Source organism: Mycobacterium paraintracellulare (assembly GCF_000276825.1).
Taxonomy (GTDB): domain Bacteria; phylum Actinomycetota; class Actinomycetes; order Mycobacteriales; family Mycobacteriaceae; genus Mycobacterium; species Mycobacterium intracellulare.
In genome coordinates this window covers 4,225,943-4,248,055 of record NC_016948.1, presented here as the reverse complement: position 1 = coordinate 4,248,055, position 22,113 = coordinate 4,225,943, and the positions used below count along the sequence as shown (strand labels likewise).

General features: G+C 68.3%; 22 protein-coding genes. 7 read left to right on the top strand and 15 right to left on the bottom strand.

Annotated elements, in window-relative coordinates:
- Nucleotides 1–24: 24 nt before the first annotated feature.
- The 7 genes from OCQ_RS19605 to OCQ_RS19575 all read left to right on the top strand — a co-directional run bounded on the left by OCQ_RS19605 (nt 25) and on the right by OCQ_RS19575 (nt 5,805).
- Nucleotides 25–627 (top strand): TetR/AcrR family transcriptional regulator, encoded by a 603-nt coding sequence (locus OCQ_RS19605; RefSeq protein ID WP_008259472.1) that lies wholly within the window; start codon nt 25–27, stop codon nt 625–627.
- On the top strand, nt 624–1,496 hold the full coding sequence (locus OCQ_RS19600) for an SDR family NAD(P)-dependent oxidoreductase (RefSeq protein ID WP_014385580.1): 873 nt from the start codon (nt 624–626) through the stop codon (nt 1,494–1,496). Before OCQ_RS19605 ends, OCQ_RS19600 begins: the two co-directional genes overlap by 4 nt.
- A 158-nt stretch (nt 1,497–1,654) precedes the next feature.
- Nucleotides 1,655–2,602, top strand: coding sequence for a DUF4129 domain-containing protein (locus tag OCQ_RS19595; protein ID WP_041785156.1), 948 nt, complete (start codon nt 1,655–1,657; stop codon nt 2,600–2,602).
- Nucleotides 2,599–3,081, top strand: a complete 483-nt coding sequence (locus OCQ_RS19590; RefSeq protein WP_014383104.1) for a hypothetical protein — start codon at nt 2,599–2,601, stop codon at nt 3,079–3,081. Before OCQ_RS19595 ends, OCQ_RS19590 begins: the two co-directional genes overlap by 4 nt.
- A gap of 19 nt (nt 3,082–3,100) precedes the next feature.
- A complete protein-coding gene (locus OCQ_RS19585) occupies nt 3,101–4,078 on the top strand; it encodes an AAA family ATPase (protein ID WP_014385578.1) in 978 nt (325 codons plus the stop codon).
- Nucleotides 4,079–4,085: 7 nt separating this feature from the next.
- Entirely contained in the window at nt 4,086–5,348 is a 1,263-nt protein-coding gene (locus OCQ_RS19580; RefSeq protein ID WP_014385577.1) for a DUF58 domain-containing protein, read from the top strand.
- On the top strand, nt 5,341–5,805 hold the full coding sequence (locus OCQ_RS19575; protein WP_014385576.1) for a hypothetical protein: 465 nt from the start codon (nt 5,341–5,343) through the stop codon (nt 5,803–5,805). The genes OCQ_RS19580 and OCQ_RS19575 overlap by 8 nt, the downstream gene beginning before the upstream one ends.
- Before the next feature lie 19 nt (nt 5,806–5,824).
- Here the strand turns inward: OCQ_RS19575 and nuoN are convergent, their stop codons facing one another.
- The 15 genes from nuoN to OCQ_RS19500 all read right to left on the bottom strand — a co-directional run bounded on the left by nuoN (nt 5,825) and on the right by OCQ_RS19500 (nt 22,060).
- Entirely contained in the window at nt 5,825–7,414 is a 1,590-nt protein-coding gene (gene nuoN / locus OCQ_RS19570; RefSeq protein WP_014385575.1) for an NADH-quinone oxidoreductase subunit NuoN, read from the bottom strand.
- The gene (locus tag OCQ_RS19565; RefSeq protein ID WP_014712170.1) at nt 7,411–8,991 is read right to left on the bottom strand and encodes an NADH-quinone oxidoreductase subunit M; all 1,581 of its coding nucleotides are present in this window, start codon (nt 8,989–8,991) and stop codon (nt 7,411–7,413) included. Before OCQ_RS19565 ends, nuoN begins: the two co-directional genes overlap by 4 nt.
- A 5-nt stretch (nt 8,992–8,996) precedes the next feature.
- Nucleotides 8,997–10,898: an NADH-quinone oxidoreductase subunit L gene (gene nuoL, locus OCQ_RS19560; protein ID WP_014383100.1), complete on the bottom strand. Its 1,902-nt coding sequence runs from the start codon at nt 10,896–10,898 to the stop codon at nt 8,997–8,999.
- A 10-nt stretch (nt 10,899–10,908) separates the two neighbouring features.
- Nucleotides 10,909–11,208, bottom strand: a complete 300-nt coding sequence (gene nuoK, locus OCQ_RS19555) for an NADH-quinone oxidoreductase subunit NuoK (RefSeq protein WP_008259456.1) — start codon at nt 11,206–11,208, stop codon at nt 10,909–10,911.
- Nucleotides 11,205–11,993, bottom strand: coding sequence for an NADH-quinone oxidoreductase subunit J (locus OCQ_RS19550; protein WP_051019796.1), 789 nt, complete (start codon nt 11,991–11,993; stop codon nt 11,205–11,207). Before OCQ_RS19550 ends, nuoK begins: the two co-directional genes overlap by 4 nt.
- Nucleotides 11,994–12,025: 32 nt before the next feature.
- On the bottom strand, nt 12,026–12,520 hold the full coding sequence (gene nuoI / locus OCQ_RS19545) for an NADH-quinone oxidoreductase subunit NuoI (protein ID WP_230487587.1): 495 nt from the start codon (nt 12,518–12,520) through the stop codon (nt 12,026–12,028).
- A gap of 43 nt (nt 12,521–12,563) precedes the next feature.
- Nucleotides 12,564–13,835, bottom strand: a complete 1,272-nt coding sequence (gene nuoH / locus OCQ_RS19540; RefSeq protein ID WP_009952978.1) for an NADH-quinone oxidoreductase subunit NuoH — start codon at nt 13,833–13,835, stop codon at nt 12,564–12,566.
- A gap of 61 nt (nt 13,836–13,896) precedes the next feature.
- The gene (locus tag OCQ_RS19535; RefSeq protein ID WP_014385573.1) at nt 13,897–16,311 is read right to left on the bottom strand and encodes an NADH-quinone oxidoreductase subunit G; all 2,415 of its coding nucleotides are present in this window, start codon (nt 16,309–16,311) and stop codon (nt 13,897–13,899) included.
- A 7-nt stretch (nt 16,312–16,318) separates the two neighbouring features.
- The gene (nuoF, locus tag OCQ_RS19530; RefSeq protein WP_009955121.1) at nt 16,319–17,659 is read right to left on the bottom strand and encodes an NADH-quinone oxidoreductase subunit NuoF; all 1,341 of its coding nucleotides are present in this window, start codon (nt 17,657–17,659) and stop codon (nt 16,319–16,321) included.
- A complete protein-coding gene (gene nuoE, locus OCQ_RS19525; RefSeq protein ID WP_009955120.1) occupies nt 17,656–18,414 on the bottom strand; it encodes an NADH-quinone oxidoreductase subunit NuoE in 759 nt (252 codons plus the stop codon). Before nuoE ends, nuoF begins: the two co-directional genes overlap by 4 nt.
- Nucleotides 18,411–19,736, bottom strand: a complete 1,326-nt coding sequence (gene nuoD, locus OCQ_RS19520) for an NADH dehydrogenase (quinone) subunit D (RefSeq protein ID WP_008259439.1) — start codon at nt 19,734–19,736, stop codon at nt 18,411–18,413. The genes nuoE and nuoD overlap by 4 nt, the downstream gene beginning before the upstream one ends.
- Nucleotides 19,736–20,443 carry an NADH-quinone oxidoreductase subunit C gene (locus OCQ_RS19515; protein ID WP_009955118.1) on the bottom strand — a complete coding sequence of 236 codons (708 nt, stop codon included), beginning with the start codon at nt 20,441–20,443 and terminating at the stop codon, nt 19,736–19,738. Before OCQ_RS19515 ends, nuoD begins: the two co-directional genes overlap by 1 nt.
- Nucleotides 20,440–20,994: a NuoB/complex I 20 kDa subunit family protein gene (locus tag OCQ_RS19510; protein ID WP_008259437.1), complete on the bottom strand. Its 555-nt coding sequence runs from the start codon at nt 20,992–20,994 to the stop codon at nt 20,440–20,442. The genes OCQ_RS19515 and OCQ_RS19510 overlap by 4 nt, the downstream gene beginning before the upstream one ends.
- Nucleotides 20,995–21,002: 8 nt before the next feature.
- Nucleotides 21,003–21,380, bottom strand: coding sequence for an NADH-quinone oxidoreductase subunit A (locus tag OCQ_RS19505; RefSeq protein WP_008259436.1), 378 nt, complete (start codon nt 21,378–21,380; stop codon nt 21,003–21,005).
- A 266-nt stretch (nt 21,381–21,646) separates the two neighbouring features.
- Entirely contained in the window at nt 21,647–22,060 is a 414-nt protein-coding gene (locus OCQ_RS19500) for an Rv3143 family two-component system response regulator (RefSeq protein ID WP_008259435.1), read from the bottom strand.
- Between the last annotated feature and the right edge of the window lie 53 nt (nt 22,061–22,113).

The window sequence follows — 22,113 nt, the reverse complement described above, 5'->3', positions numbered from 1 at the left end:
AATTACGATACGGTAGGTAGCGTTATGAAAGCAGACCCGTCCGGCCTTGACAAGGCCCCCGGCGCCGGCCGCCCGCGCGATCCGCGTATCGACTCGGCCATCCTATCGGCGACCGCGGAACTGCTTGTCCAAACGGGCTATTCAAACATCAGTCTGGCCGCGGTGGCCGAGCGCGCCGGCACCACGAAGTCGGCGCTGTACCGGCGGTGGTCCAGCAAGGCCGAGCTGGTGCATGAGGCGGCCTTCCCCGTGGCCCCCACCGCGCTGGAGGCGCCGGCCGGGGATATCGCCGCCGATACGCGGATGATGATCGAGGCCGCCCGCGACGTGTTCACCACCCCGGTGGTGCGCGCCGCGCTGCCCGGCCTGGTGGCCGACATGACGGCCGATCCCGCGCTCAACGCGCGGGTGATGTCGCGATTCGTGGACTTGTTCGCCGCGGTGCGGGTGCGGCTGCGCGAGGCCGTCGACCGGGGCGAAGCCCATCCCGACGTGGATCCGGATCGCTTGATCGAGTTGATTGGGGGAGCGACGATGCTGCGGATGCTGCTGCGCCCGGAGGAAGAGCTCGACGACGCATGGGTGGAGCAGACCACGGCCATCGTCGTGCACGGCGTGCGGCGATGACGGGCCGGCTCGCCGGGCGCGCCGCGATCGTCACCGGTGCCAGCCGCGGCCTCGGTCGAGCGATCGCGTTGGCGCTGGCCGCCGAGGGCGCGGCGGTGGCGGTCGGCGGGCGCACCGAAGAGGTCTGGGATGACCGGCTGCCGGGAACGATCGGTGAGACGGTCGCCGACATCGAGGCCGCGGGCGGACGCGCCGTCGCGGTGCGCGCCGATCTGACCGACCGCGACGAGATCGCCCGACTGGTGGACTCGGCGCGAGATGCGTTGGGCCCGATCGCGATTCTGGTCAACAATGCGGCCTTCACCGCGCCCGGCCGCCCGCCGGCGCCCGGCGGCGAACCGCGCCCCAAGCCCGCCAAACCGCCGAGCGGCGCCGCCAAGCCCGGCTGGCCGGGGTTCGTCAGTACGCCCTTGCACGCGTATCGCCGGCATTTCGACATCGCGGTGTTCGCGGCTTACCAGCTGATGCAGTTGGTGTGCCCCGACATGATCGAGGCGGGCGGCGGGTCGATCATCAACATCACCTCGGTCGCGTCGCGACTGCCCGGTGATGGCCCGTACGCCGACCGCAGCGGCGGTGTGCTGCCCGGGTACGGTGGGTCCAAGGCGGCGCTCGAGCATCTAACCCAATGCGCGGCATTCGATCTCACCGACCACAACATCGCGGTCAACGCGCTGTCGCCGTCCAAGCCCATCCTCACACCGGGGCTTTCCTACTACGCGCGCAACTTCGACGACACCGCGTCCGCGGATGAATTCGCCCGCGCGGCAGTGGAGTTGGCGCTCGTCGACCCCGGCAAGGTCACCGGACGCACCATCGGGCACCTACAAGTGCTCGACGGCAGTTTCCGGCCGTTCGCGCTGGACTGAGCCGGGGCGGTCGATCGCACTCCGGCGAAGCCCGGACCACGCCACCGACGCTATCGAACGCCAGTCCTGGCCCTAGGGCCGCCTGACGTGCAAGTATGAGCAAAGCCAGTGCCGCAACGGCGGCAGGCAACCGGTTGAGTGGTGTGCCCATGCCTGGTATGAATAAGCCGACAGGGCGGGTCGTGGCCCTGATCGTTCTCCTACTCGTGGTCGCGGCCGCCCTGCGCGGGTATTTCCCGGCTCAGCAGCATGCGACCCGCAGCGAGTCGGGGGGCCGGGCGGCCATGGTGTTCGTGGTCGCCATCCTGGCGGCGACGCTGGCCTTGGTCGCGATCGCGGTCGTCGCGCGGTTGCGAGACCCCCGTGCGCCCGCGCCGTCCGCCGGGGCGCTGTCCGACATGCTGGGCACCGGGAGGGGCCGACCGAGCTGGCGGGTGTTGCTGATCGGCCTCGCGGTGATCGTCGCGTGGCTGCTGATCGTGATGCTGCTGAGCAGGCTCCTGGCGCCCCACGGCATCGGCCCGGCTCCCTCCCCATCCGAGACCGGCGGCCAGCCGCCGTCGGGGCATGGCGGCTCGCCGCCACCACCGCAGCAGCAGCACCGGCCGCGCGACGGTTCCCAGAGCATGCTCGGCGTGCTGCTCGCCAGCACGGCCGCGATGTTGTTCGTGATCGTCGCCGGAACGGTCGCCACGGCGAGGCGACGGCGGCACCCGATCGCACTCCGCATCGCCGACGAGCCGGCCGAATCCCCGGCGGCCGCGGCGCCGCCGCGGTCACTGGCGCGGGCCGCCGAGCGTGGGCTGGCGGAGATGACGGACCTCAGCCGCGAGCCGCGCGAGGCGATCATCGCCTGCTACGCCGCGATGGAACGCGAACTCGCGCATGTTCCCGGGGCCGTCCCCCAGGACTTCGATACCCCGTCCGAGGTGTTGGCCCGTGCGGTCGAACGCCATGCCCTGCATGCCGATAACGCCGTACAACTGGTGAACCTGTTCACCGAGGCGCGGTTCAGTCCGCACGTGATGAACGAGGGACACCGCGACGTGGCGGTGCGCGTGCTTCGATTGGTCCTCGACGAACTCCGATCGCTGAGCGTCGCATGAAAAAGACCGCGACCCTAGGAGTTTGCCTCATCATCGCCATCGAACTGCTGACGCTGACGCAGCATGACCGCCGACTCGTGTTGGCGGCCTCCGGTATCGGGCTGGCCGTGGTACTGCTCGGCCTGCGGCGCACGCTGGGACGCGCGCCCGAGGCCGGCACCGAGCCCGAGGCCGACGACCTCGGGGATTCGTTGCGCCGCTGGCTTTCCACCACCGAGACGACCATCCGCCGGTCGGAGGCCACCCGGGCCGACTGGGACCGGCATCTGCGCCCGATGCTGGCCCGACGGTACGAAATCGCCACGGGCCAACGGCAAGCCAAAGATCCGGCCGCCTTCCACGCGACCGGCCGAATGCTCTTCGGTGTCGAGCTGTGGGACTGGGTCAACCCCAACAACGTCATCCGCAACGGTGACCGCCAGCCGGGGCCGGGCCGGGCGGCGCTGGAAGAGATTCTGCGAAAGTTGGAGCAGGTATGACAGGGGGCGCGATCCAGAAATGACGCTGCCGGCAGCAACCACGACCGCACACTGCGAGGCGATCCTCGACGAAATAGAACGAGTGGTGGTGGGCAAGCGCGCCGCGCTCAAGCTCATCCTGACCGCCGTTCTCGCGCGCGGTCACATCCTCATCGAGGACCTGCCGGGCCTGGGCAAGACGCTGATCGCGAGATCCTTTGCGGCCGCGCTGGGGCTGCAATTCACCCGTGTGCAGTTCACCCCCGACCTGCTGCCGGCGGACCTGCTCGGGTCGACGATCTACGACATGCAGTCGGGGCGCTTCGCGTTCCGGCCCGGACCGATCTTCACCAACCTGTTGCTCGCCGACGAGATCAATCGCACGCCACCGAAAACCCAGGCGGCGCTGCTGGAGGCGATGGCCGAACGACAGGTCAGCATCGACGGCGAAACACACCAGCTGTCACGGCCTTTCATCGTGCTGGCCACCGACAACCCGATCGAGTACGAGGGCACGTATCCGCTGCCCGAGGCGCAGCTCGACCGATTCGCGATCCGGCTGGAACTGCGGTATCTCTCCGAACGCGACGAGACCTCGATGCTGCGGCGGCGCCTCGAACGCGGATCGGCCGAGCCGACGGTCAATCAGGTCGTGGACGCGCACGACCTGCTGGCGATGCGGGAATCGGTCGAGCAGGTGACCGTGCACGAAGACGTCCTGCACTACGTGGTCTCGCTGGCCAACGCGACGCGGCACCACCCGCAGGTCGCGGTCGGGGCCAGCCCGCGCGCCGAACTCGATCTGGTCCAGCTCGCCCGCGCCCGCGCGCTGCTGCTCGGCCGCGACTACGTGATCCCCGAGGACGTCAAGGCGCTCGCCACCGCGGCGCTCGCGCACCGCATCACCTTGCGCCCGGAGATGTGGGTGCGAAAGATCCAGGGCGCCGACGTCATCGGGGAGCTGCTGCACCGGCTGCCGGTGCCGCGCACCGGCGCGAGCCCGGGGGACACCGGATGAGTCCGGCGTGACGCAGGGCCGCGAGATCGAGTTTCGCTGGCGCGCATCGGGATTGACGCGCGCGGTTGCCACCTGCGCGGGGTTCGCGATGGCCGCGGCCGTCATCGGCGCCCGGTGGCAGCTGATCGCGTTCGCGGCGCCGCTGCTCGGCGTGCTGTGTTCGATCAGCTGGCAGCGGCGGGTGCCGGAAATTCGCGTGCACGGCGAGCCCGACGCCCAGCGATGCTTCGAAAGCGAGCAGGCGCACCTGCGGGTGTGGATCAGCGGGGAAGAACAAGGGTTGTCGGCCGCCCGGCTCACGGTCCCGGACGTGGAGGGGATGGAGCTCGAGATCGCCGATGCCGATGCGGGCCGGGCGAAGACGGTGGCGGCCACGGCGCAGCGCTGGGGACGGTACCGGATCGCGGCCCGCGTCGAGGTGATCGCACGCGGTGGGCTGCTCACCGGCACCGGCGTTGTCGACGCCGCCGAGGTCATCGTGTTTCCGCTGACGCCGCCGCAGGCCACGCCCATCCCGCAGATCGAGTTGCTCGACCGGCTGGGCGCCCACCTGACCCGGCACGTCGGCCCCGGGGTGGAATACGCCGACATTCGTCCCTACGTGCCGGGAGACCAACTGCGCGCGGTGAATTGGCCGGTGAGCGCGCGCCGCGGCCAGCTGCACGTCACGGAGCGGTTGACCGACCGCGCGGCGGACGTGGTCGTGCTGATCGACGGGTATCGGCAGCCGGCGGGTCCGGCGACCGCAGCCACCGAACGGGTCGTCCGGGGCGCGGCGCAAGTGGTGCAAACCGCCCTGCGGCACGGTGATCGGGCCGGGATCGTCGCGCTCGGGGGCAACCGTCCGCGCTGGCTCGGCGCCGACATCGGGCAGCGCCAGTTCTATCGGGTGCTCGACACCGTGCTCGGTGCCGGTGACCGATTCGAGCGCACCACGGGCACGCTGGCGCCGCGCGCGGCGGTGCCTGCCGGGGCGATCGTCATCGCGTTCTCCACGCTGCTCGACACCGAATTCGCTCTCGCCCTCATCGATCTGCGGAGGCGGGGCCATGTCGTGTTGGCCGTGGACATCCTCGACAGTTCGCCATTCGAAGACGATCAGGATCCGTTGGTCGATCGGATGTGGGCGCTGCAGCGCTCCTCGATGTATCGCGACATGGCCACCGTCGGCGTGGACATCGTGTCGTGGCGGGGCGACAGCGGTCTCGAGCAGTCGATGGGTGTGCTGCCCGATCGCCGCCGCCGGGTGCGCGGGAGGCTGCGTGGATAGCGGTGGTGCGGGCGCGCTGGGTCGGCTGGGCTCGCCCGCGTTCGCGACCGGGTTCGGTCTGCTCATGGTGGGATCGGCGGCCGGGGGCTCGCACGGTTTCGCCGTGGCCGCGTGGGTGGCGGCCCTGGTTTCGGTGGGCGCGGGGACGGTATTCCGGTTCGCCGCAACGGTTGCCGTGCTGCTGGCGGTCGTGACGGTCACGCTGTCCGATCCGCCGGTCGTGTTCGTCGCGCTGTCCGGATTGTGCGCGGCCGCCTACCTGGTGTGCCGCCATGCGACCGGCGCGGCCGCCCCGGTTGTGCTGAGCAGCTGGCCGACGGCCGTTGCCGCGGTGGGGTTTACGTTCGCCGGGTTGGTCGCAACGTCGTTCCCGTTGCAGTTGCCGTGGTTGCCGTTGGCCGCCCCGCTGGGTGCGCTGGTGATCTACCTGCTGGCGATCCGGCCGTTCTTGGCCTGAGCGCCGACGTCGATCACCGTCAGTGCAGCAGGTGCGCGGCGTGATCGGCCAGGTCGAGCAGCGGCTGCGGGAAGATGCCCAACACCACGGTGACCGCGGCGCAGACCGCGATCGCGGCCTTGCTCAGGATGCCCGGCGCCACCACGTGCGGGGTGTCCTCGGTGGCCTCGGTGAAGAACATCGACACGATCACCCGCACGTAGAAGTAGGCGGCGACACCGCTGGCGACCACACCGACGATCACCAGGGGCGCGGCGCCCCCCTGGGCGGCGGCCTTGAACACGGCGAGCTTGCTGACGAATCCACTGGTCAGCGGGATGCCGGCGAACGCCAACAAGAACATCGAAAACATCACGCCCACAATGGGGGAGCGCTGTCCCAGCCCCGCCCAGTGCGACAGCGCGGCATCCTCGACACCGTCGTCGTCGCGAATCAGGCCCACGATGGCGAACGCGCCCACGGTGCTGAAGCTGTAGGCGAGCAAATAGAACAACGTGGAGGAAAGCCCGGTGTGGTTGTCGGCGATGACGCCGGTGAGGATGAATCCGACGTGGGCGACCGAGGAGTAGGCCAGCATCCGCTTGACGTCGGTCTGGTTCACCGCGGTGATGGTCCCCACCACCATGGTCAGGATGGAAATCGTCCACAGCACCGGCCGCCACTGGTCATGCAGCGGCGGCAGCGCCACGTAGATCACCCGAAGCAGCGCGCCGAACGCCGCCACCTTGGTGGCCGCCGCCATGAATCCCGTGATCGGGGTGGGGGCGCCCTGGTACACGTCCGGAATCCACGAGTGGAACGGAACGGCGCCGACCTTGAACAGCAGGCCGACCGACAGCAGTGCGACACCGACCAGCGCCAGCGAGCTGTCGCCGCGTGTGGTCAGCGCATCGCGGATACCGGTCAGCAGCAGCGTGCCGGTCGCGCCGTAGAGCAGCGCCACACCGTAGAGGAAGAAGGCCGACGAAAACGCGCCCAGCAGAAAGTATTTCATGGCCGCTTCCTGCGACAGCAGGCGACGGTGGCGGGCCAGGCCGCACATCAGGTACAGCGGCAAGGACAACACTTCCAGCGCGACGAACATCGTCAGTAGGTCGTTGGACGCCGGAAAGACCATCATGCCGCCGACCGACAGCATCGCCAGCGGGAAGAGCTCCGTCTGGGCGGCTCCGGCCCGCTCGGCCTCCCGCTCCGCGTCACTGTCGGGCACCGCCGACGCCTGCGGGGTGAACGAGTCCAGGCCTCCCGTGCCGCCGGCGCCCGTTGCGACGGAAACCTTGCTCTCCGTTTTGGTTTGGGTCCGTTCGGCGATGAAGATGACGGCCATCACCGCGACCAGCAGCACGGTGCCCTGCAGGTACAGCGTCGGACGGTCGATGGCCATGGCGCCCAGGACCGCGGCCCGCCCCGAGCTCTTGATCGAGCGGCTCACGGCGACGACGGCGACGAACGCCGCGATCAAGCCGCCGAGGGCCAGCGTCACCTGGCCGGCGTAGCGGATGCGCCTGGGCAGGAACGCTTCGGCGAGGACCCCCACCACGGCGATGCCGAACACGATGAGGGTCGGGGACAGCAGGAAGTACTGGATGCTGGGGGTGGGGAGGGTCATCGCGGTCCTTCAGCGGTCCGGGCTTGGGCCGGCCTGGGATTGCCCACCGGCACCGTTGGTTTGGGGTCGTGCTGGCCGATGGTGGTCATGGTGTTCTCGACGGCCGGATTGATGATGTCGAGGACGGGCTTGGGATAGATCCCGAGCACGAGCAGCAGCGCGATCAACGGTGCGACGACGATCAATTCGCGCGCCCTCAGGTCGCCGATCTTCTCGTTGCCGGTGGCCACCGGCCCGGTCATCACGCGCTGGTAGAGCCACAGCATGTACACGGCCGACAGCACCAGCGCGGTGACGCCGAATCCGGCGGCCAGCCAGTACCGGTTGAAAGTTCCCAGCAGGACCAGGAATTCGCTGATGAACGGGGCCAGGCCGGGCAATGACAGGGTGGCCATGGCGGAGACCAGGAAGGTGCCCGCCAAGATGGGCGCCACCTTCTGCACGCCGCCGTAGTCGGCGATCGCCCGGCTGCCGTGCCGCGAGATCAGGAAGCCGGCGATCAGGAACACCGCCGCCGTGGACAGCCCGTGATTGAGCATGTACAGCGTCGACCCGCTCTGGCCCTGGCTGGTCATCACGAAGATGCCGAGGATGATGAACCCGAAGTGCGAGATCGACGTGTAGGCGATCAGGCGCATGATGTCGGTCTGGCCGATGGCGACGATCGCCCCGTAGACCACCCCGATGACCGCCAGCACGACGATCAGCGGGCGGAAATACGTTGAGGCATCGGGGAACAGCTGCAGGCAGTAGCGCAGCATGCCGAAGGTGCCGACCTTGTCCATCACGGCCATCATCAGCACCGCGGTGGCCGGGGTGGCCTCGACCGCGGCGTCGGGCAGCCAGCGGTGGAACGGCCACAGCGGGGCCTTGATCGCGAACGCGAACATGAAGCCCAGGAAGAGCGCCTTGAACACCGCGGAATCCGCCCCGTAGCGCCCGGAGGCGACGCCGGCGACGATCTCACGGAAGTCGAACGTGCCCGACCCGTGCTGCGAGGTCACCACATACAGCCCGATCACCGCGGCCAGCATGATCAGCCCGCCGAACAGGTTGTACAGCAAGAACTTCACGGCCGCACGTGAGCGGCCCGACCCCCCGCCGAAGCCGCCGATCAGGAAGTACATCGGGATGAGCATGGCTTCGAAGAACACGTAGAACAGCAGCACGTCCAACGCGATCACCGAGATCAGCACCATGGATTCGATGGCCAGCGTCAGCGCGACGTAGGCGTGCACGCCGCGCGTGCGCTGGCCCCCGTCGTTCCAGCCGGCGATCTGCAGCACCGGGATCAGCACCGCGGTCAGCAGCACCAGCACCACCGCGATGCCGTCGACGCCCAGGGTGTAGCCGGCCCCGAAAGCCGGGATCCACTGGTGCTTTTCGACGAACTGATACGGGGCGCCGCCGGTCTTGAACCCGAGGGTGACGACGATCGCGACCGCCAGGGTCGCGACGCCGAACACCAGGCCCGTCCACTTGGCGAGCTGCCGCAGCCCGGGTGGCATCAGGATGATCAGCACCGCTCCGGCCAGCGGCACCAGCCACAGCACGCTGAGCCATGGAACCGAGGTCATCGGGTTCACCACAGTTTCACCGCCAGGATCAGCGCGACCACCAGCACCGCGCCCGTCAGCATCGACAGTGCGTAGTTGCGGGCGAAGCCGGTTTGCAGGCCCCGCAGCCGATTCGACGCCTGGCTCACGAGCGCCGCCAGCGCGTTGACCGAGCCGTCGACGCCCGCGTTGTCGACTTCGACAAGCGCGTGGGTCAGTTGCGCACCGGGGCGCATGAACACCTCCTCGTTGAGGGCATCGCCGTAGAAGTCCTTGCGGACGGCCGACGTCAGGGGCGAGACCGACAGGGGGGCCACCCGGGGGATGTCCGCGGTGGCGTAAAGCCGGTAGGCGACGGCGATCCCGATGGCGACCACACCCAGTGCCAGCGCGCTGCTCACCCAGACCGGGAACGCGTGGGTGACTTCTTCGTGTTTCCCGACGACCGGTTCGAGCCAGCGCGCCAAGGTGCCACCGACCGCGAGCAGGCCGCCGGAGAACACCGAGCCGATCGCCAGCAGGATCATGGGCCACGTCATCAGGCCGGGCGCCTCGTGCGGGTGGGCGCCGGGCGCCCAGCGCTTTTTACCGAAAAAGGTCATCAGCATGACGCGGGTCATGTAGAACGCGGTGACGCCCGCGCCCAGCAGCGCCGCCGCGCCCAGCACGTAACCCCGGACGCCGCCGGCGGCCAGCGCCGCCTCGATGATGGCGTCCTTGGAGAAGTAGCCCGCGAAGGGCGGCACACCGATGATCGCCAGGTATCCCAGGCCGAACGTGGCGAACGTGATCGGCAGCGCGGCGCGCAGGCCGCCGTAGCGGCGCATGTCCTGCTCTTCGTCCATCGCGTGGATCACCGCGCCGGATCCCAGGAACAGCCCGGCCTTGAAGAAGCCGTGGGTGAGCAGATGCATGATCGCGAACGCGTAGCCGGCCGGACCCAGGCCCGCGGCCAGCACCATGTAACCGATCTGGCTCATCGTCGAGGCCGCCAGCGCCCGCTTGATGTCGTCCTTGGCGCAGCCGATGAACGCCCCGAGCAGCAACGTGACCGCACCCACGACGACCACCGCCAGTTGCGCGTCGGGCGAGAGGTTGTACAGCGGGTTGGACCGCACGATCAGATACACCCCGGCGGTCACCATGGTGGCGGCGTGGATCAACGCGGACACCGGGGTGGGGCCCTCCATGGCGTCACCCAGCCAGGCCTGCAGCGGCACCTGCGCGGATTTGGCGCAGGCGCCCAGCAGCAGCAACAGTCCCATCGCGGTCAGCGCGCCCCGCCCTGCGGCCGGCGCCCCGGCGAACACCCCGGCGTACGACAGCGTGCCGAAAGTGCTGAACATCAAGAACATTCCGAGCGCCAGCCCGGCGTCGCCGACCCGGTTCATCACAAAAGCCTTCTTGGCGGCGGTGGCGGCGGTCGGCTTGTGGTACCAGAACCCGATCAGCAGGTAGGACGCCAGGCCCACCCCTTCCCAGCCGACGTAGAGCACCACGTAGTTGTCGGCGACCACGAGCAGCAGCATCGAGGCGAGGAACAGGTTGAGGTAGCCGAAAAACCGCCGGCGGTCGGGGTCTTCGGCCATGTAGGCGACCGAATAGATGTGGATCAGTGAGCCGACCCCGGAGATCAGCAACACGAAACACACCGACAGCTGGTCGATCTGGAGCCCGAGGTCGACCTGGAGCTGGCCGACCGGGATCCAGCTGAACACCTTTTGGTGGATGACGCGGTCGTCGGCGGGGCGGCCGAGCAACTCGCCCAGCAGGCTCAGGCCCAGGGCGAATGCCGCCAGCGCGGTGGCGCAGCCCAGCCAATGCCCCCAGCGGTCGGTGCGCCGCCCGCCGAACAGCAGGATGGTGGCACCCGCCAACGGCAGCGCGACCAGCAGCCAGCTGTATTGAGTCCCAATAAGATTCGTCACGTGGCGCTCTTCAGCCTTTGAGTAGGTTCGCGTCGTCGACGGACGCCGATTTGCGGGCACGGAAAATGGTCATGATGATGGCCAGGCCGATGACCACCTCGCAGGCGGCCACCACCATCGTGAAGAACGCGATCATCTGTCCGTCCAGGTGGCCGTGCATCCGCGCGAACGTGACGAACGCGAGGTTGACGGCGTTGAGCATGAGCTCGACGCACATGAACATCACGATGGCGTTGCGGCGCAGCAACACACCGGCGGCCCCGATGGTGAACAGCAGCGCCGAAAGGTACAGGTAATTAGCGGGATTCACGACGGACCGCCTTGTGACAGACCCGAGCTTGCCTCGGGGGACGGGGTCTTCTTGCCGTCGGCGCCGCGGCTTTGCAGCATCGGCGACACCGACAGCTTCGAGTACGAGCCGTCCGGCAGCAGCGCGGCCACGTCGACGGCGTTGTGGCGGGCGTACACGCCGGGGCCGGGCAGCGGGGTGGGGTGCCCGCCGGGCCGGAATCGTTCCTGGGAGAGCTCGCGTTGCGTCTTGCGGCGTTCGAAACGCTCGCGATGCGCCAGCACCATGGCCCCGACGGCCGCGGTGATCAGCAATGCGCTGGTGAGTTCGAATGCCCACAGGTAGCGCGAAAAGATCAGCGCCGCCAGCCCTTCCACGTTCCCGGCGGCGTTCGCGGTGGTCAGCCCGGCGAAGCCGCCCGCGGCCACGTCGCCGATGGCGGCGATGAGCAGGATGCCGAATCCGACACCGGCGGCCACCGCGGCGACGCGCTGGCCCCGCAGCGTCTCCCGCAGCGATTCGGCGGAGTCCACGCCGATGAGCATGAGCACGAACAGGAACAGCATCATCACCGCGCCGGTGTAGACGACGACCTGAACGACGCCCAAGAACAACGCGTCCTGGATCATGTAGAACACCGCCAGGATGATCATCGTCATGGCCAAAAACATCGCCGAGTAGACGGCGTTGACCGCCAACACCACCCCGAGCGCACCGATCACCGCCAGCGCCCCCAGCACCCAGAACGTCACCGCTTCGCCGGTGGAGGTTCGAGCGATGGTGTCGTGGGCGAAACTGGAGGCCATCACGGACGTGACGGCGTGGCCCGCGAAACCGGTCACCGGGAGTCTCCGGCGTGCTGGTTGTCCCGCAGCCCGTGTGCGGTCACGTTGCCCAGGTAGTAGTCCTTGTCGGTGGCGCCCTCGGCCCTGGGATGCGGCGGCGCGAGCATGTCTTGCAGCAGCGGGGCCAGCAGCCGGTCCTTCTCGTAGATGAGGTCGGCGCGATTGTCGTCGGCCATCTCGTAGTCGTTGGTCATCGTCAGCGCCCGGGTCGGGCAGGCTTCGATGCACAGGCCGCAGCCGATGCAGCGCAGATAGTTGATCTGATACACCCGGCCGTAGCGTTCCCCGGGGGAGTACCTGAGTTCCTCGGTGTTGTCGGCGCCCTCGACGTAGATCGCGTCGGCCGGGCACGCCCACGCGCACAGTTCGCAGCCGATGCACTTCTCCAGGCCGTCGGGGTAGCGGTTCAGCTGGTGACGCCCGTGATAGCGGGGCATGACCGGGCCCGGCTTTTCCGGATACTCCTCGGTCACGCGCTTTTTGAACATCGATCCCAGCGTCACGCCGAATCCGGCCACGGCGTCCAAGAATTTAGCCACGTGCTTCCTCCTTGCTCGCCGCCGCCAGCGACTTCATCTCTTTCGCCGGCAGCGGCGGTGTCGGGAATACCGGTGTGGAGATCGATGCGGCCGGCAGCTTCTTCGCCTGACGCCGCAGCTGGCGCTCCAGCGCGCGAATCCCCGGCGCGCTGAACGGTTTTCGCAGCAACATCACCAGGACCGTGGCGAACACGATGCTGCTCACCACGAGTACCGGGGTCCAGTGCTGATACCCCTGGTTGCGCAGTGTGCGGACCACCGCCGCGATCAGCACCCAGACCAGCGAGGCCGGGATCAAAAGCTTCCAGCCCAGGCCCATGAACTGGTCGTAGCGCAGCCGGGGCAGCGAGGCCCGCAGCCAGAAGTAGATGAACAAGAAGGTCCACATCTTGGCGGTGAACCACAGCACCGGCCACCACCCGGTGTTGGCGCCGGCCCACATGTTCAGCGGCCACGGCGCATGCCAGCCGCCGAAGAACAAGGCCGTGGCGAGCGAGGACACCGTCATCATGTTGACGTACTCGGCCAGCATGAACATCGCGAACTTCAGCGACGAGTACTCGGTGTGGAATCCCGCGACCAGTTCACCCTCGGCCTCGGGCAAATCGAAGGGCGCCCGGTTGGTTTCGCCGACCATCGAGATCAGGTAGATCACGAACGACGGCAGCAGCAGGAACACGTACCAGACCCGGTCCTGTGCGGCGACGATCTGTGACGTCGACATGGAGCCGGCGTAGAGGAACACCGCCGCGAACGACAGTCCCATCGCCACCTCGTAGGAGATGACCTGGGCGGTGGAGCGCACCCCGCCCAGCAGTGGATAGGTGGACCCGGATGCCCAGCCGCCCAACACGATTCCGTACACCCCGATGGCCGACAGCCCCAGAATGAACAGCACCGCGACGGGGAGGTCGGTCAGTTGCAGCGGCGTCCGGTGGCCGAACACCGACACCACCGGGCCGAACGGGATGAACGCGAAGGCGGTGAACGCCGGGATCGTGGAGATGACCGGCGCCGCGAAGTAGACGAACTTGTCGACACCACCGGGCGTGATCGTTTCCTTGAGCGCCAACTTGATTCCGTCGGCCAGGCTCTGCAGGACGCCCCAGGGTCCCGCCCGGTTCGGTCCGGGCCTGCGCTGCATCCAGCCGAGGATCTTGCGTTCGAGCAGGATCGCGACGAGCACGTTGAGCATGAGGAACACGAAGATGGCCAGGGCCTTGCCGAGCACCAGCCACCAGGTGTCGTGCCCGAAGACCGTCAAGCCGGTGGTCATGTGCGCCGCTCCTCCTCATCGCTTCGCTCTGCATCGTCGCCGGCGCGAGTCATTTGCCCACTCCGATTTTCACTGTGCTGCCGGGGGTTGCCCCGAGCTGGCGGTACACCGCCGACGCCGACGAGTTGAGTGGGAGCCACGCCACCCGGTCGGGCATGTCGGTGACGAGCAGCGGCAGGCTGATGGACCCGCGTGACGTGCTGACGGTCACCGCGTCGCCCTCGGCGGCGCCGATCTCGGCGGCCGTGTCGGCGGACAGCCGCACGACGGATTTGCGGGCCGTTCCCGCCAGATGTGGCTCACCGTCCTGCATTCGGGCGTTGTCCAGCAACATCCGCCAGCCGGCCAGCACCGCCTCGCCAGCGCCGACCTCGGGTGGCTGCGGCGCCGCGACGTCCGGGCTCGCGGGGCGCTTGCCGTCCCAGTGCCGCAGCGCGGCCAGTTCTTCGCGGGCCGCGTCGACGGTGGACATGCCCAGGTAGACGCCCATCTCGTCGGCCAGCGCGTCGAGCACCTGGTGGTCGGACTGGGTGGCGTCCTGGGTGTTGCGCAGCGCGGCGTCGAAGGGCCGGAAGCGGCCCTCCCAGTTGATGAACGCGCCGGCCTTCTGTGTCGTCGACGCGACCGGGAACACCACGTCGGCGCGCCGCGTGACGGCGCTGTCCCGCATCTCGAGGCTGACCACGAAGCCGGCGCCGTCCAGCGCCGCCAGCACCGCTTCGGGGTCGGCGAAGTCGTCGGGCTCGACGCCACCCACCAGCAGCGCGCCCAGCGTCCCGTCGGTGGCGGCGGCCAGGATGCCGTCGGCGTCACGCCCACGGCCGGAGGGCAATTCGGACACGTTCCAGGCCCGCGCCACCTGCGCCCGGGCGGTCTCGTCGTCCACCGGACGGCCGCCGGGCAGCAGCCCGGGCAGCGCACCGGCCTCCAGCGCGCCCCGCTCGCCGGCGCGCCGCGGCACCCAGGCCAGGCGGGCGCCGGTGGTATCGGCGAGCCGCGCCGCAGCGGACAATCCGCCCGGCACGGTGGCCAAGCGTTCGCCGACCATGATGACCGCGCCGGGGGTGGACAGCAGGTCACCCACCTCGCCGGTGGCCAACCCGTCCAGCGCCGCGGCTTCGGCGCCGGGCACGGTCTTGATCAGCCGGCCGGACATCTTGTCCAGCGCCCGGGTGGCGAACGGCGCCACCGCGTAGACGGGCAACCCGCGTTTGCGGGCCGCCTTGCGCAGCCGCAGGAACACGATCGGCGACTCGTCCTCGGGCTCGAACCCGGCCAGCACGACCACCGGCGCCGACTCCAGATCGGCGTAGCTGACGGTCATCGGCCTGCCGGCGATGCGGGCCGCCAGGAAGTCGGCCTCCTCGGCCGAACTCGGCCGGGCGCGGAAGTCGATGTCGTTGCTGTCCAGCACGATTCGCGCGAACTTGGAGTAGGCGTAGGCGTCCTCCAGGGTCGCGCGGCCGCCGACCAGCACCCCCGTGCGCCCGCGCGCCGCCTCGAGGCCCTGCGTCGCGACGGCGATCGCGTGTGACCACGAGGTCGGCTGCAGCGAGCCGTCGGCGTCGCGAACCAGGGGAGTGGTGATCACGTCGGGCTGGGTCGCGTAAGTGAACGCCCACCGGCCCTTGTCGCAGTTCCACTCCTCGTTGACTTCCGGGTCGTCGCCGGCCAGCCGGCGCAGCACCTTGCCGCGGCGGTGGTCGGTGCGCTGTGCGCATCCGGAGGCACAGTGTTCGCAGACGCTCGGGCTGGAGACGAGATCGAACGGACGGGCCCGGAAGCGGTAGGCGGTCCCGGTCAGAGCGCCCACCGGGCAGATCTGCACCGTGTTGCCCGAGAAGTAGGAGTCGAACGGCTCGTTGGCGTAGATGCCGACCTGCTGCAGGGCGCCCCGCTCCTGCATGTCGATGAACGGGTCGCCGGCGATCTGTTCGGAGAACCGCGTGCAGCGCGCGCACAGGATGCAGCGCTCGCGGTCGAGCAGCACCTGCGAGGAGATGTTGATCGGCTTGGCGAAGGTGCGCTTCTCGTCGGTGAAGCGAGAATCGGCCCGCCCGTTGGACATTGCCTGGTTCTGCAGCGGGCATTCGCCGCCCTTGTCGCACATGGGGCAGTCGAGCGGATGGTTGATCAGCAGCAGCTCCATCACGCCGTGCTGCGCCTTGTCGGCGGCCTCGGAGGTGAGCTGGGTGCGCACGACCATGTCGTCGGTGGCCACGGTGGTGCATGAGGCCATCGGCTTGCGCTGGCCCTCGACCTCGACCAGGCACTGGCGGCACGCGCCGACCGGCTCCAGCAGCGGGTGGTCGCAGAACCGCGGGATCTGGATGCCCATCAGCTCGGCGGCCCGGATCACCAGAGTTCCCTTGGGAACGCTGATTTCGATGCCGTCGATGGTCAGCGTCACCATCTCCGGTGGACGCACCTCGTCGCCGGTCTCGGTTTTGGCAAGGCTCGTCATCAGCTCGTCATGCCTTTCCGTTCGGTATCAGCATGGAGTCTCGTGGGTCGAACGGGCATCCGCCGCCCTCGACATGGGCGACGTACTCGTCGCGGAAGTACTGGATCGACGACATGACGGGGCTGGCGGCGCCATCGCCCAAGGCGCAGAACGCTTTACCCAAGATGGAGTCGGAGATGTCCAGCAGCTTGTCGAGGTCCTCGTGCGTGCCCGTGCCGGCCTCCAGCCGCTCGTAGATCTTGTCCAGCCAGAAGGTGCCCTCGCGGCACGGCGTGCATTTGCCGCACGATTCGTGCTTGTAGAAGTACGTCCAGCGCTGCACCGCACGCACCACGCAGGTGGTTTCGTCGAAGATCTCCAGCGCCTTGGTGCCCAGCATCGAGCCGGCGCCGCCCACGCCCTCGTAGTCCAGCGGGACGTCGAGATGCTCGTCGGTCAGCAGCGGGGTCGACGAGCCGCCGGGCGTCCAGAACTTCAGCCGGTGACCGGCCCGCACCCCGCCGGCGTAGGCGAGCAACTCCCGCAACGTGATTCCCAGCGGGGCCTCGTACTGCCCGGGGCGGGTGACGTGCCCGGACAGCGAATAGAGCGTGAAGCCCGGGGATTTTTCGCTTCCCATCGAGCGGAACCAGTCCACGCCGTTGCCGATGATCGACGGCACGCTCGCGATGGTCTCGACGTTGTTGATCACCGTGGGGCAGCCGTACAGGCCGGCCACCGCGGGGAACGGCGGGCGTAGCCGCGGCTGGCCGCGTCGGCCTTCCAGCGAATCCAGCAGCGCGGTCTCCTCGCCGCAGATGTAAGCGCCGGCGCCCGCGTGCACGACCAGCTCCAGATCGAATCCCGAGCCGTTGATGTCGCGGCCTAGGTACCCGGCGGCGTACGCCTCGGCCACCGCGTTCTGCAGGCGGCGCAGCACCGGCAGCACCTCGCCGCGCACATAGATGAACGCGTGGTTGGCCCGGATCGCGTAGGCGGCGATGATGACGCCCTCGACGAGGACGTGCGGTGTCGCCAGCATCAGCGGGATGTCTTTGCAGGTACCGGGTTCCGACTCGTCGGCGTTGACCACCAGGTAGTGCGGTTTGGCGGCCGCGCCGGTGTCGCCCTGCGGGATGAACGACCACTTGGTCCCGGTCGAGAAGCCCGCGCCGCCGCGCCCGCGCAGCCCGGAATCCTTCACCACCCCGATCACCGCGTCCGGCTCCATCGCCAGCGCCTTCTTCATCGCCTCGTAGCCACCGTGCCGGCGGTAGGTCTCAAGCGTCCAGGACTCGGGGTCGTCCCAGAAGCGGCTGAGCACCGGAGTGAGCGGCGTGGCGCCGGACGTCTCGGAAGTGGTTGTCATGGCTGGCCTTCCGGCGCGCCGGGCGCCTGCATGCCGTGTTCCTTGGCTACCTTCAGGCCGGCTAGGGTCGCCGCACCGGCGCCTCCCTGCCCCTGGTCGGGCCGCTCGTCGGGCAGGCCGGCCAGGATGCGCGACGTCTCCCGGAAGGCGCACAGCGGCGCGCCGCGGGTCGGGGCCTTGGGCTCACCGGAACGCAGCGAGTCGACGAGTTCGCGTGCCGATTCGCAAGTCTGGTTGTCGAAGAACTCCCAGTTGACCATCACCACGGGCGCGTAGTCGCAGGCGGCGTTGCATTCGATGTGTTGCAGGGTGACCGATCCGTCGGCGGTCGTCTCGTCGTTGCCGATGCCCAAATGTTCTTTCAGGGCATCGAAAATGGCGTCGCCGCCCATGACGGCGCACAGCGTGTTGGTGCAGACGCCTACCAGGTAGTCGCCGGTGGGGCCGCGGCGATACATGGTGTAAAAGCTCGCCACGGCGGACACCTCGGCTCCGCTGAGTCCCAGCTGCTCACCGCAGAACTCCAGGCCCGCCGGCGTCAGGTAGGAATCCTGCGCCTGCACCAGGTGCAGCAACGGCAGCAGCGCCGAGCGCTTCTCGGGGTAGCGGCCCATGATCTCCTTGGCGTCGACCTCCAGCCGGGCCCGCACCTCGGGCGGATACGACGTGGGCGCGCCCTCGACGACGAACGCGTTGGGCTCGTCCGGCGGCGGGCCGAGCCGCAGGAAGACCGGCTGTCCCTGCGGGCCGGTCACCGGTCCACCCCGCCCATGACCGGGTCGATGCTGGCGACCGAGGTGATCAGGTCGGCGACCAACCCGCCCTCGCACATCGCGGCGACCGACTGCAGGTTGGTGAACGAGGGGTCTCGGTAATGCACTCGGTAGGGCCGGGTGCCGCCGTCGCTGACCATGTGCACGCCGAGCTCCCCGCGCGGCGACTCGACCGCGGTGTACACCTGGCCGGGCGGAACCCTGATGCCCTCGGTGACCAATTTGAAGTGGTGGATCAAGGCCTCCATCGAACCGCCCATGATCTTGGCGATGTGCTCCGGCGAGTTGCCCATGCCGTCCGGCCCCACCTTCAGGTCGGCCGGCCAGGCGATCTTGCGATCCTCGACCATGGTCGGGCCGGGCTTCAACTTGTCCAGACACTGCTCGACGATCTTGATCGACTCCCACATCTCGTTGACACGAATCATGTAGCGCCCGTAAGCATCACACGTGTCTTCGGTGATTACGTCGAATTCGTAGTTTTCATATCCGCAGTACGGTTCGCTCTTGCGCAGATCGTGCGGCAGCCCGGTGGCACGCAGGATCGGCCCGGTGATGCCCAGCGCCATGCACCCGGTCAGGTCCAGGTAGCCGACGTCCTGGGTGCGGGCCTTCCAGATCGCGTTCTCGTTGAGCAGACCGCTCATCTCGCGCAGCACTTCCCGCAGCGGTTCGAGGGCCTCGGCGATCTCGGTCTGCGCGTTCGGTGGCAGGTCCTGGGCCACGCCGCCGGGCCGGATGTAGTTGCTGTTCATCCGCAAGCCGGTGATCGATTCGAACAGGGTCAGCACGATCTCGCGGCCCCGGAAACCGACGAACATCGGGGTCATGGCGCCCAGTTCCATGCCGCCGGTGGCCAAGGCCACCAGGTGCGACGAAATCCGGTTGAGCTCCATCATCAACACCCGGATGACGTCGACGCGCTCGGGTATCTGGTCGGTGATGCCGAGTAGCTTCTCCACGCCCAGGCAGTAGGCGGTCTCGTTGAAAAACGGTGCGAGGTAATCCATCCGGGTCACGAAGGTGACGCCCTGGGTCCAGTAGCGGTATTCGAGGTTCTTTTCGATGCCGGTGTGCAGGTACCCGATCCCGCAGCGGGCGTCGGTGACCGTCTCGCCCTCGATTTCCAGGATCAGCCGCAGCACCCCGTGCGTGGACGGGTGCTGGGGCCCCATGTTGACCACGATGCGTTCGCCGGGATCGGCGTTGCGGGCGGCTTCGACGACCTTGTCCCAGTCCTGGCCGCCGGCGACCACGAGGGTCTCGCCGGCGCCGTCGTGCGTCGATTCGGTGGTGGTGCTCATCAGTTGTACGCTCTCCGCTCGTCGGGCGGGGGGATCTGTGCGCCTTTGTATTCGACGGGAATTCCGCCGAGGGGGTAGTCCTTGCGCTGCGGATGTCCGTGCCAGTCGTCGGGCATTTCGATGCGGGTCAGCGACGGGTGACCGTCGAAGATGATGCCGAAGAAGTCGTAGGTCTCACGCTCGTGCCAGTCGGTGGTCGGATAGATGCCGAACAGCGACGGGATGTGCGGATCATCGTCGGGCGCAGACACTTCCAGGCGGACGCGGCGGTTGTGCGTGATCGATTGCAGCGGATAAACCGCGTGCAGTTCGCGGCCGGCCTCGTGCGGGTAGTGCACCCCGCTGACGCCCAGGCACATTTCGAAGCGCAGTTGCGGTTCGTCGCGAAGGCGCTGGGCGACCTGCGGCAGCGCCTCCCGGCGCACATGCAAGGTGAGCTCGTTGCGGTACACCACCACTTTTTCGATCGCGTCCGTGAATTCGACGCCGCCCTTTTTCAGGGCCTCGGCCAGTCCGTCGACGAGCTCGTCGAAGTAGCCGCCGTAGGGCCGCGGGCTGCTGCCCGGAAGCAGGACTTCGCGCACCAGCCGGCCGTAGCCGGACGTGTCACCCGAGCCTTGGACGCCGAACATGCCGCGGCGCACGTCGATGACTTCTTCGTCGGCGCGGCCGATCGCCTCGTGTGGATCCTGATTCGGCGAACTCATCGCAGCAGTCCGCGCATCTCGATGGTGGGCCGGGCCGACAGCGCCGCCTGCTCGGCCTCGGCGATGGCGTCTTCCCGGTTGACGCCCAGCGGCATCTCCTGAATCTTCTCGTGCAGCTTCAGGATTGCGTACAGCAGCATCTCCGGCCGCGGCGGGCATCCGGGCAGGTAGATGTCCACCGGGACCACGTGATCCACGCCCTGGACGATCGCGTAGTTGTTGAACATTCCGCCCGACGACGCGCACACGCCCATGGCGAGCACCCATTTCGGCTCGGCCATCTGGTCGTAGATCTGCCGCAATACCGGTGCCATCTTCTGGCTGACCCGGCCGGCGACGATCATCAGATCGGCCTGCCGGGGGGTGGCCGAGAAGCGTTCCATGCCGAACCGAGCGATGTCGAATCTTGGCCCGGCGGTTGCCATCATCTCGATGGCGCAGCAGGCCAACCCGAATGTCGCCGGCCACAGCGAGTTCTTGCGGACATAGCCCGCCACCTTCTCGACCGTGGACAGCAGAATCCCGCCGGGCAGCTGTTCCTCAAGACCCACGTCTTACCTCAATCCCACGTCAGGCCGCCGCGGCGCCACACGTACGCGTAGGCCACGAAGACCGTGAGCATGAACACGACCATTTCGACCAGAGCAAACGTGCCCAACGCGTCATAGCTGACCGCCCACGGATACAGGAACACGATTTCGATGTCGAAGACGATGAACAGCATCGCGGTCAGGTAGTACTTCACCGGAAACCGCTGTCCTGCCGTCGCATGCGGCCCGCTCACCGAGGTCTCGGTGGGCTCGATCCCACACTCGTAGGCCGCCATCTTCGACTTGTTGAACCGTGACGGGCCCGCCAGGCTCGCGATCACCACCGAGCCCACGGCAAAGGCCGCGGCGATCGCACCGAGCACCAGGATGGGTATGTAGACGTTCAATTCGCTCCATGATCCGTCGTACGAGCCGCCTGCAGCGGCCAGGCGGTAACCGGGCTGCTGTGACGAACTGGGTCTGAAGCCCGTCACAGTGATCTTCAACATAGCGTCGCGGCGCGCGGTGCGCTTGCCCGGGGTGGGCGTTTTGCACTATTGGGGGGCCGCGCGCGTGCTGTGCTGCGCGAACTCGGACCGGCGCCGGTGGTCAGAACCGCCGCAGGCGGTCAGCGGAAGGCAAAAGCCGCGGCATGGCCGCGGCGAGGAGAAGGTCAGCGAACCGGGGTTCGCAGCAAATTGAGGACCGTGCGGCCCAGCAGGATGGGGTCGATGGGATGTGGCACCGCACCCTCGGCGCGCGACCAGGATGCCAGCCACGCGTCGTCGGGACGCCCGGTGAGCACCACCAGCGGTGGGCAGGTCTCGAGTTCGTCTTTGAGCTGTTTCGCGATTCCCATGCCGCCCGTCGGGGTGGCCTCGCCGTCCAGGATGGCCAGGTCGATGCCGCCCTCGTCCATCGTCCGCACCACCATCGGACCGGTCGCCACCTCGACATAGCTCAACTCGGGCAAATCCGGGTGCAGCTGCTTGCCGAGCGCGCGCATCACCCGTTCGCGGGTTTGGGCGTTGCTGCTGTAGACGAGGATCCGCAGGGCGACGCTGGATTGGGGGAGGCTGTCGGACACGGTGCAGATGCTACTGGGGTCGCTGCGGGCTTATCGCCGGTGCCCGCAGAAAT

Coding starts and splice junctions, on each gene's coding strand:
- OCQ_RS19605 (WP_008259472.1), top strand. CDS start 25: ATGAAAGCAGACCCGTCCGGCCTTGACAAGGCCCCCGGCGCCGGCCGC.
- OCQ_RS19600 (WP_014385580.1), top strand. CDS start 624: ATGACGGGCCGGCTCGCCGGGCGCGCCGCGATCGTCACCGGTGCCAGC.
- OCQ_RS19595 (WP_041785156.1), top strand. CDS start 1,655: ATGAATAAGCCGACAGGGCGGGTCGTGGCCCTGATCGTTCTCCTACTC.
- OCQ_RS19590 (WP_014383104.1), top strand. CDS start 2,599: ATGAAAAAGACCGCGACCCTAGGAGTTTGCCTCATCATCGCCATCGAA.
- OCQ_RS19585 (WP_014385578.1), top strand. CDS start 3,101: ATGACGCTGCCGGCAGCAACCACGACCGCACACTGCGAGGCGATCCTC.
- nuoN (WP_014385575.1), bottom strand. CDS start 7,414: ATGACCCTCCCCACCCCCAGCATCCAGTACTTCCTGCTGTCCCCGACC.
- OCQ_RS19565 (WP_014712170.1), bottom strand. CDS start 8,991: ATGACCTCGGTTCCATGGCTCAGCGTGCTGTGGCTGGTGCCGCTGGCC.
- OCQ_RS19550 (WP_051019796.1), bottom strand. CDS start 11,993: ATGGCCTCCAGTTTCGCCCACGACACCATCGCTCGAACCTCCACCGGC.
- nuoI (WP_230487587.1), bottom strand. CDS start 12,520: ATGTTCAAAAAGCGCGTGACCGAGGAGTATCCGGAAAAGCCGGGCCCG.
- OCQ_RS19535 (WP_014385573.1), bottom strand. CDS start 16,311: ATGACGAGCCTTGCCAAAACCGAGACCGGCGACGAGGTGCGTCCACCG.
- nuoF (WP_009955121.1), bottom strand. CDS start 17,659: ATGACAACCACTTCCGAGACGTCCGGCGCCACGCCGCTCACTCCGGTG.
- nuoD (WP_008259439.1), bottom strand. CDS start 19,736: ATGAGCACCACCACCGAATCGACGCACGACGGCGCCGGCGAGACCCTC.
- OCQ_RS19515 (WP_009955118.1), bottom strand. CDS start 20,443: ATGAGTTCGCCGAATCAGGATCCACACGAGGCGATCGGCCGCGCCGAC.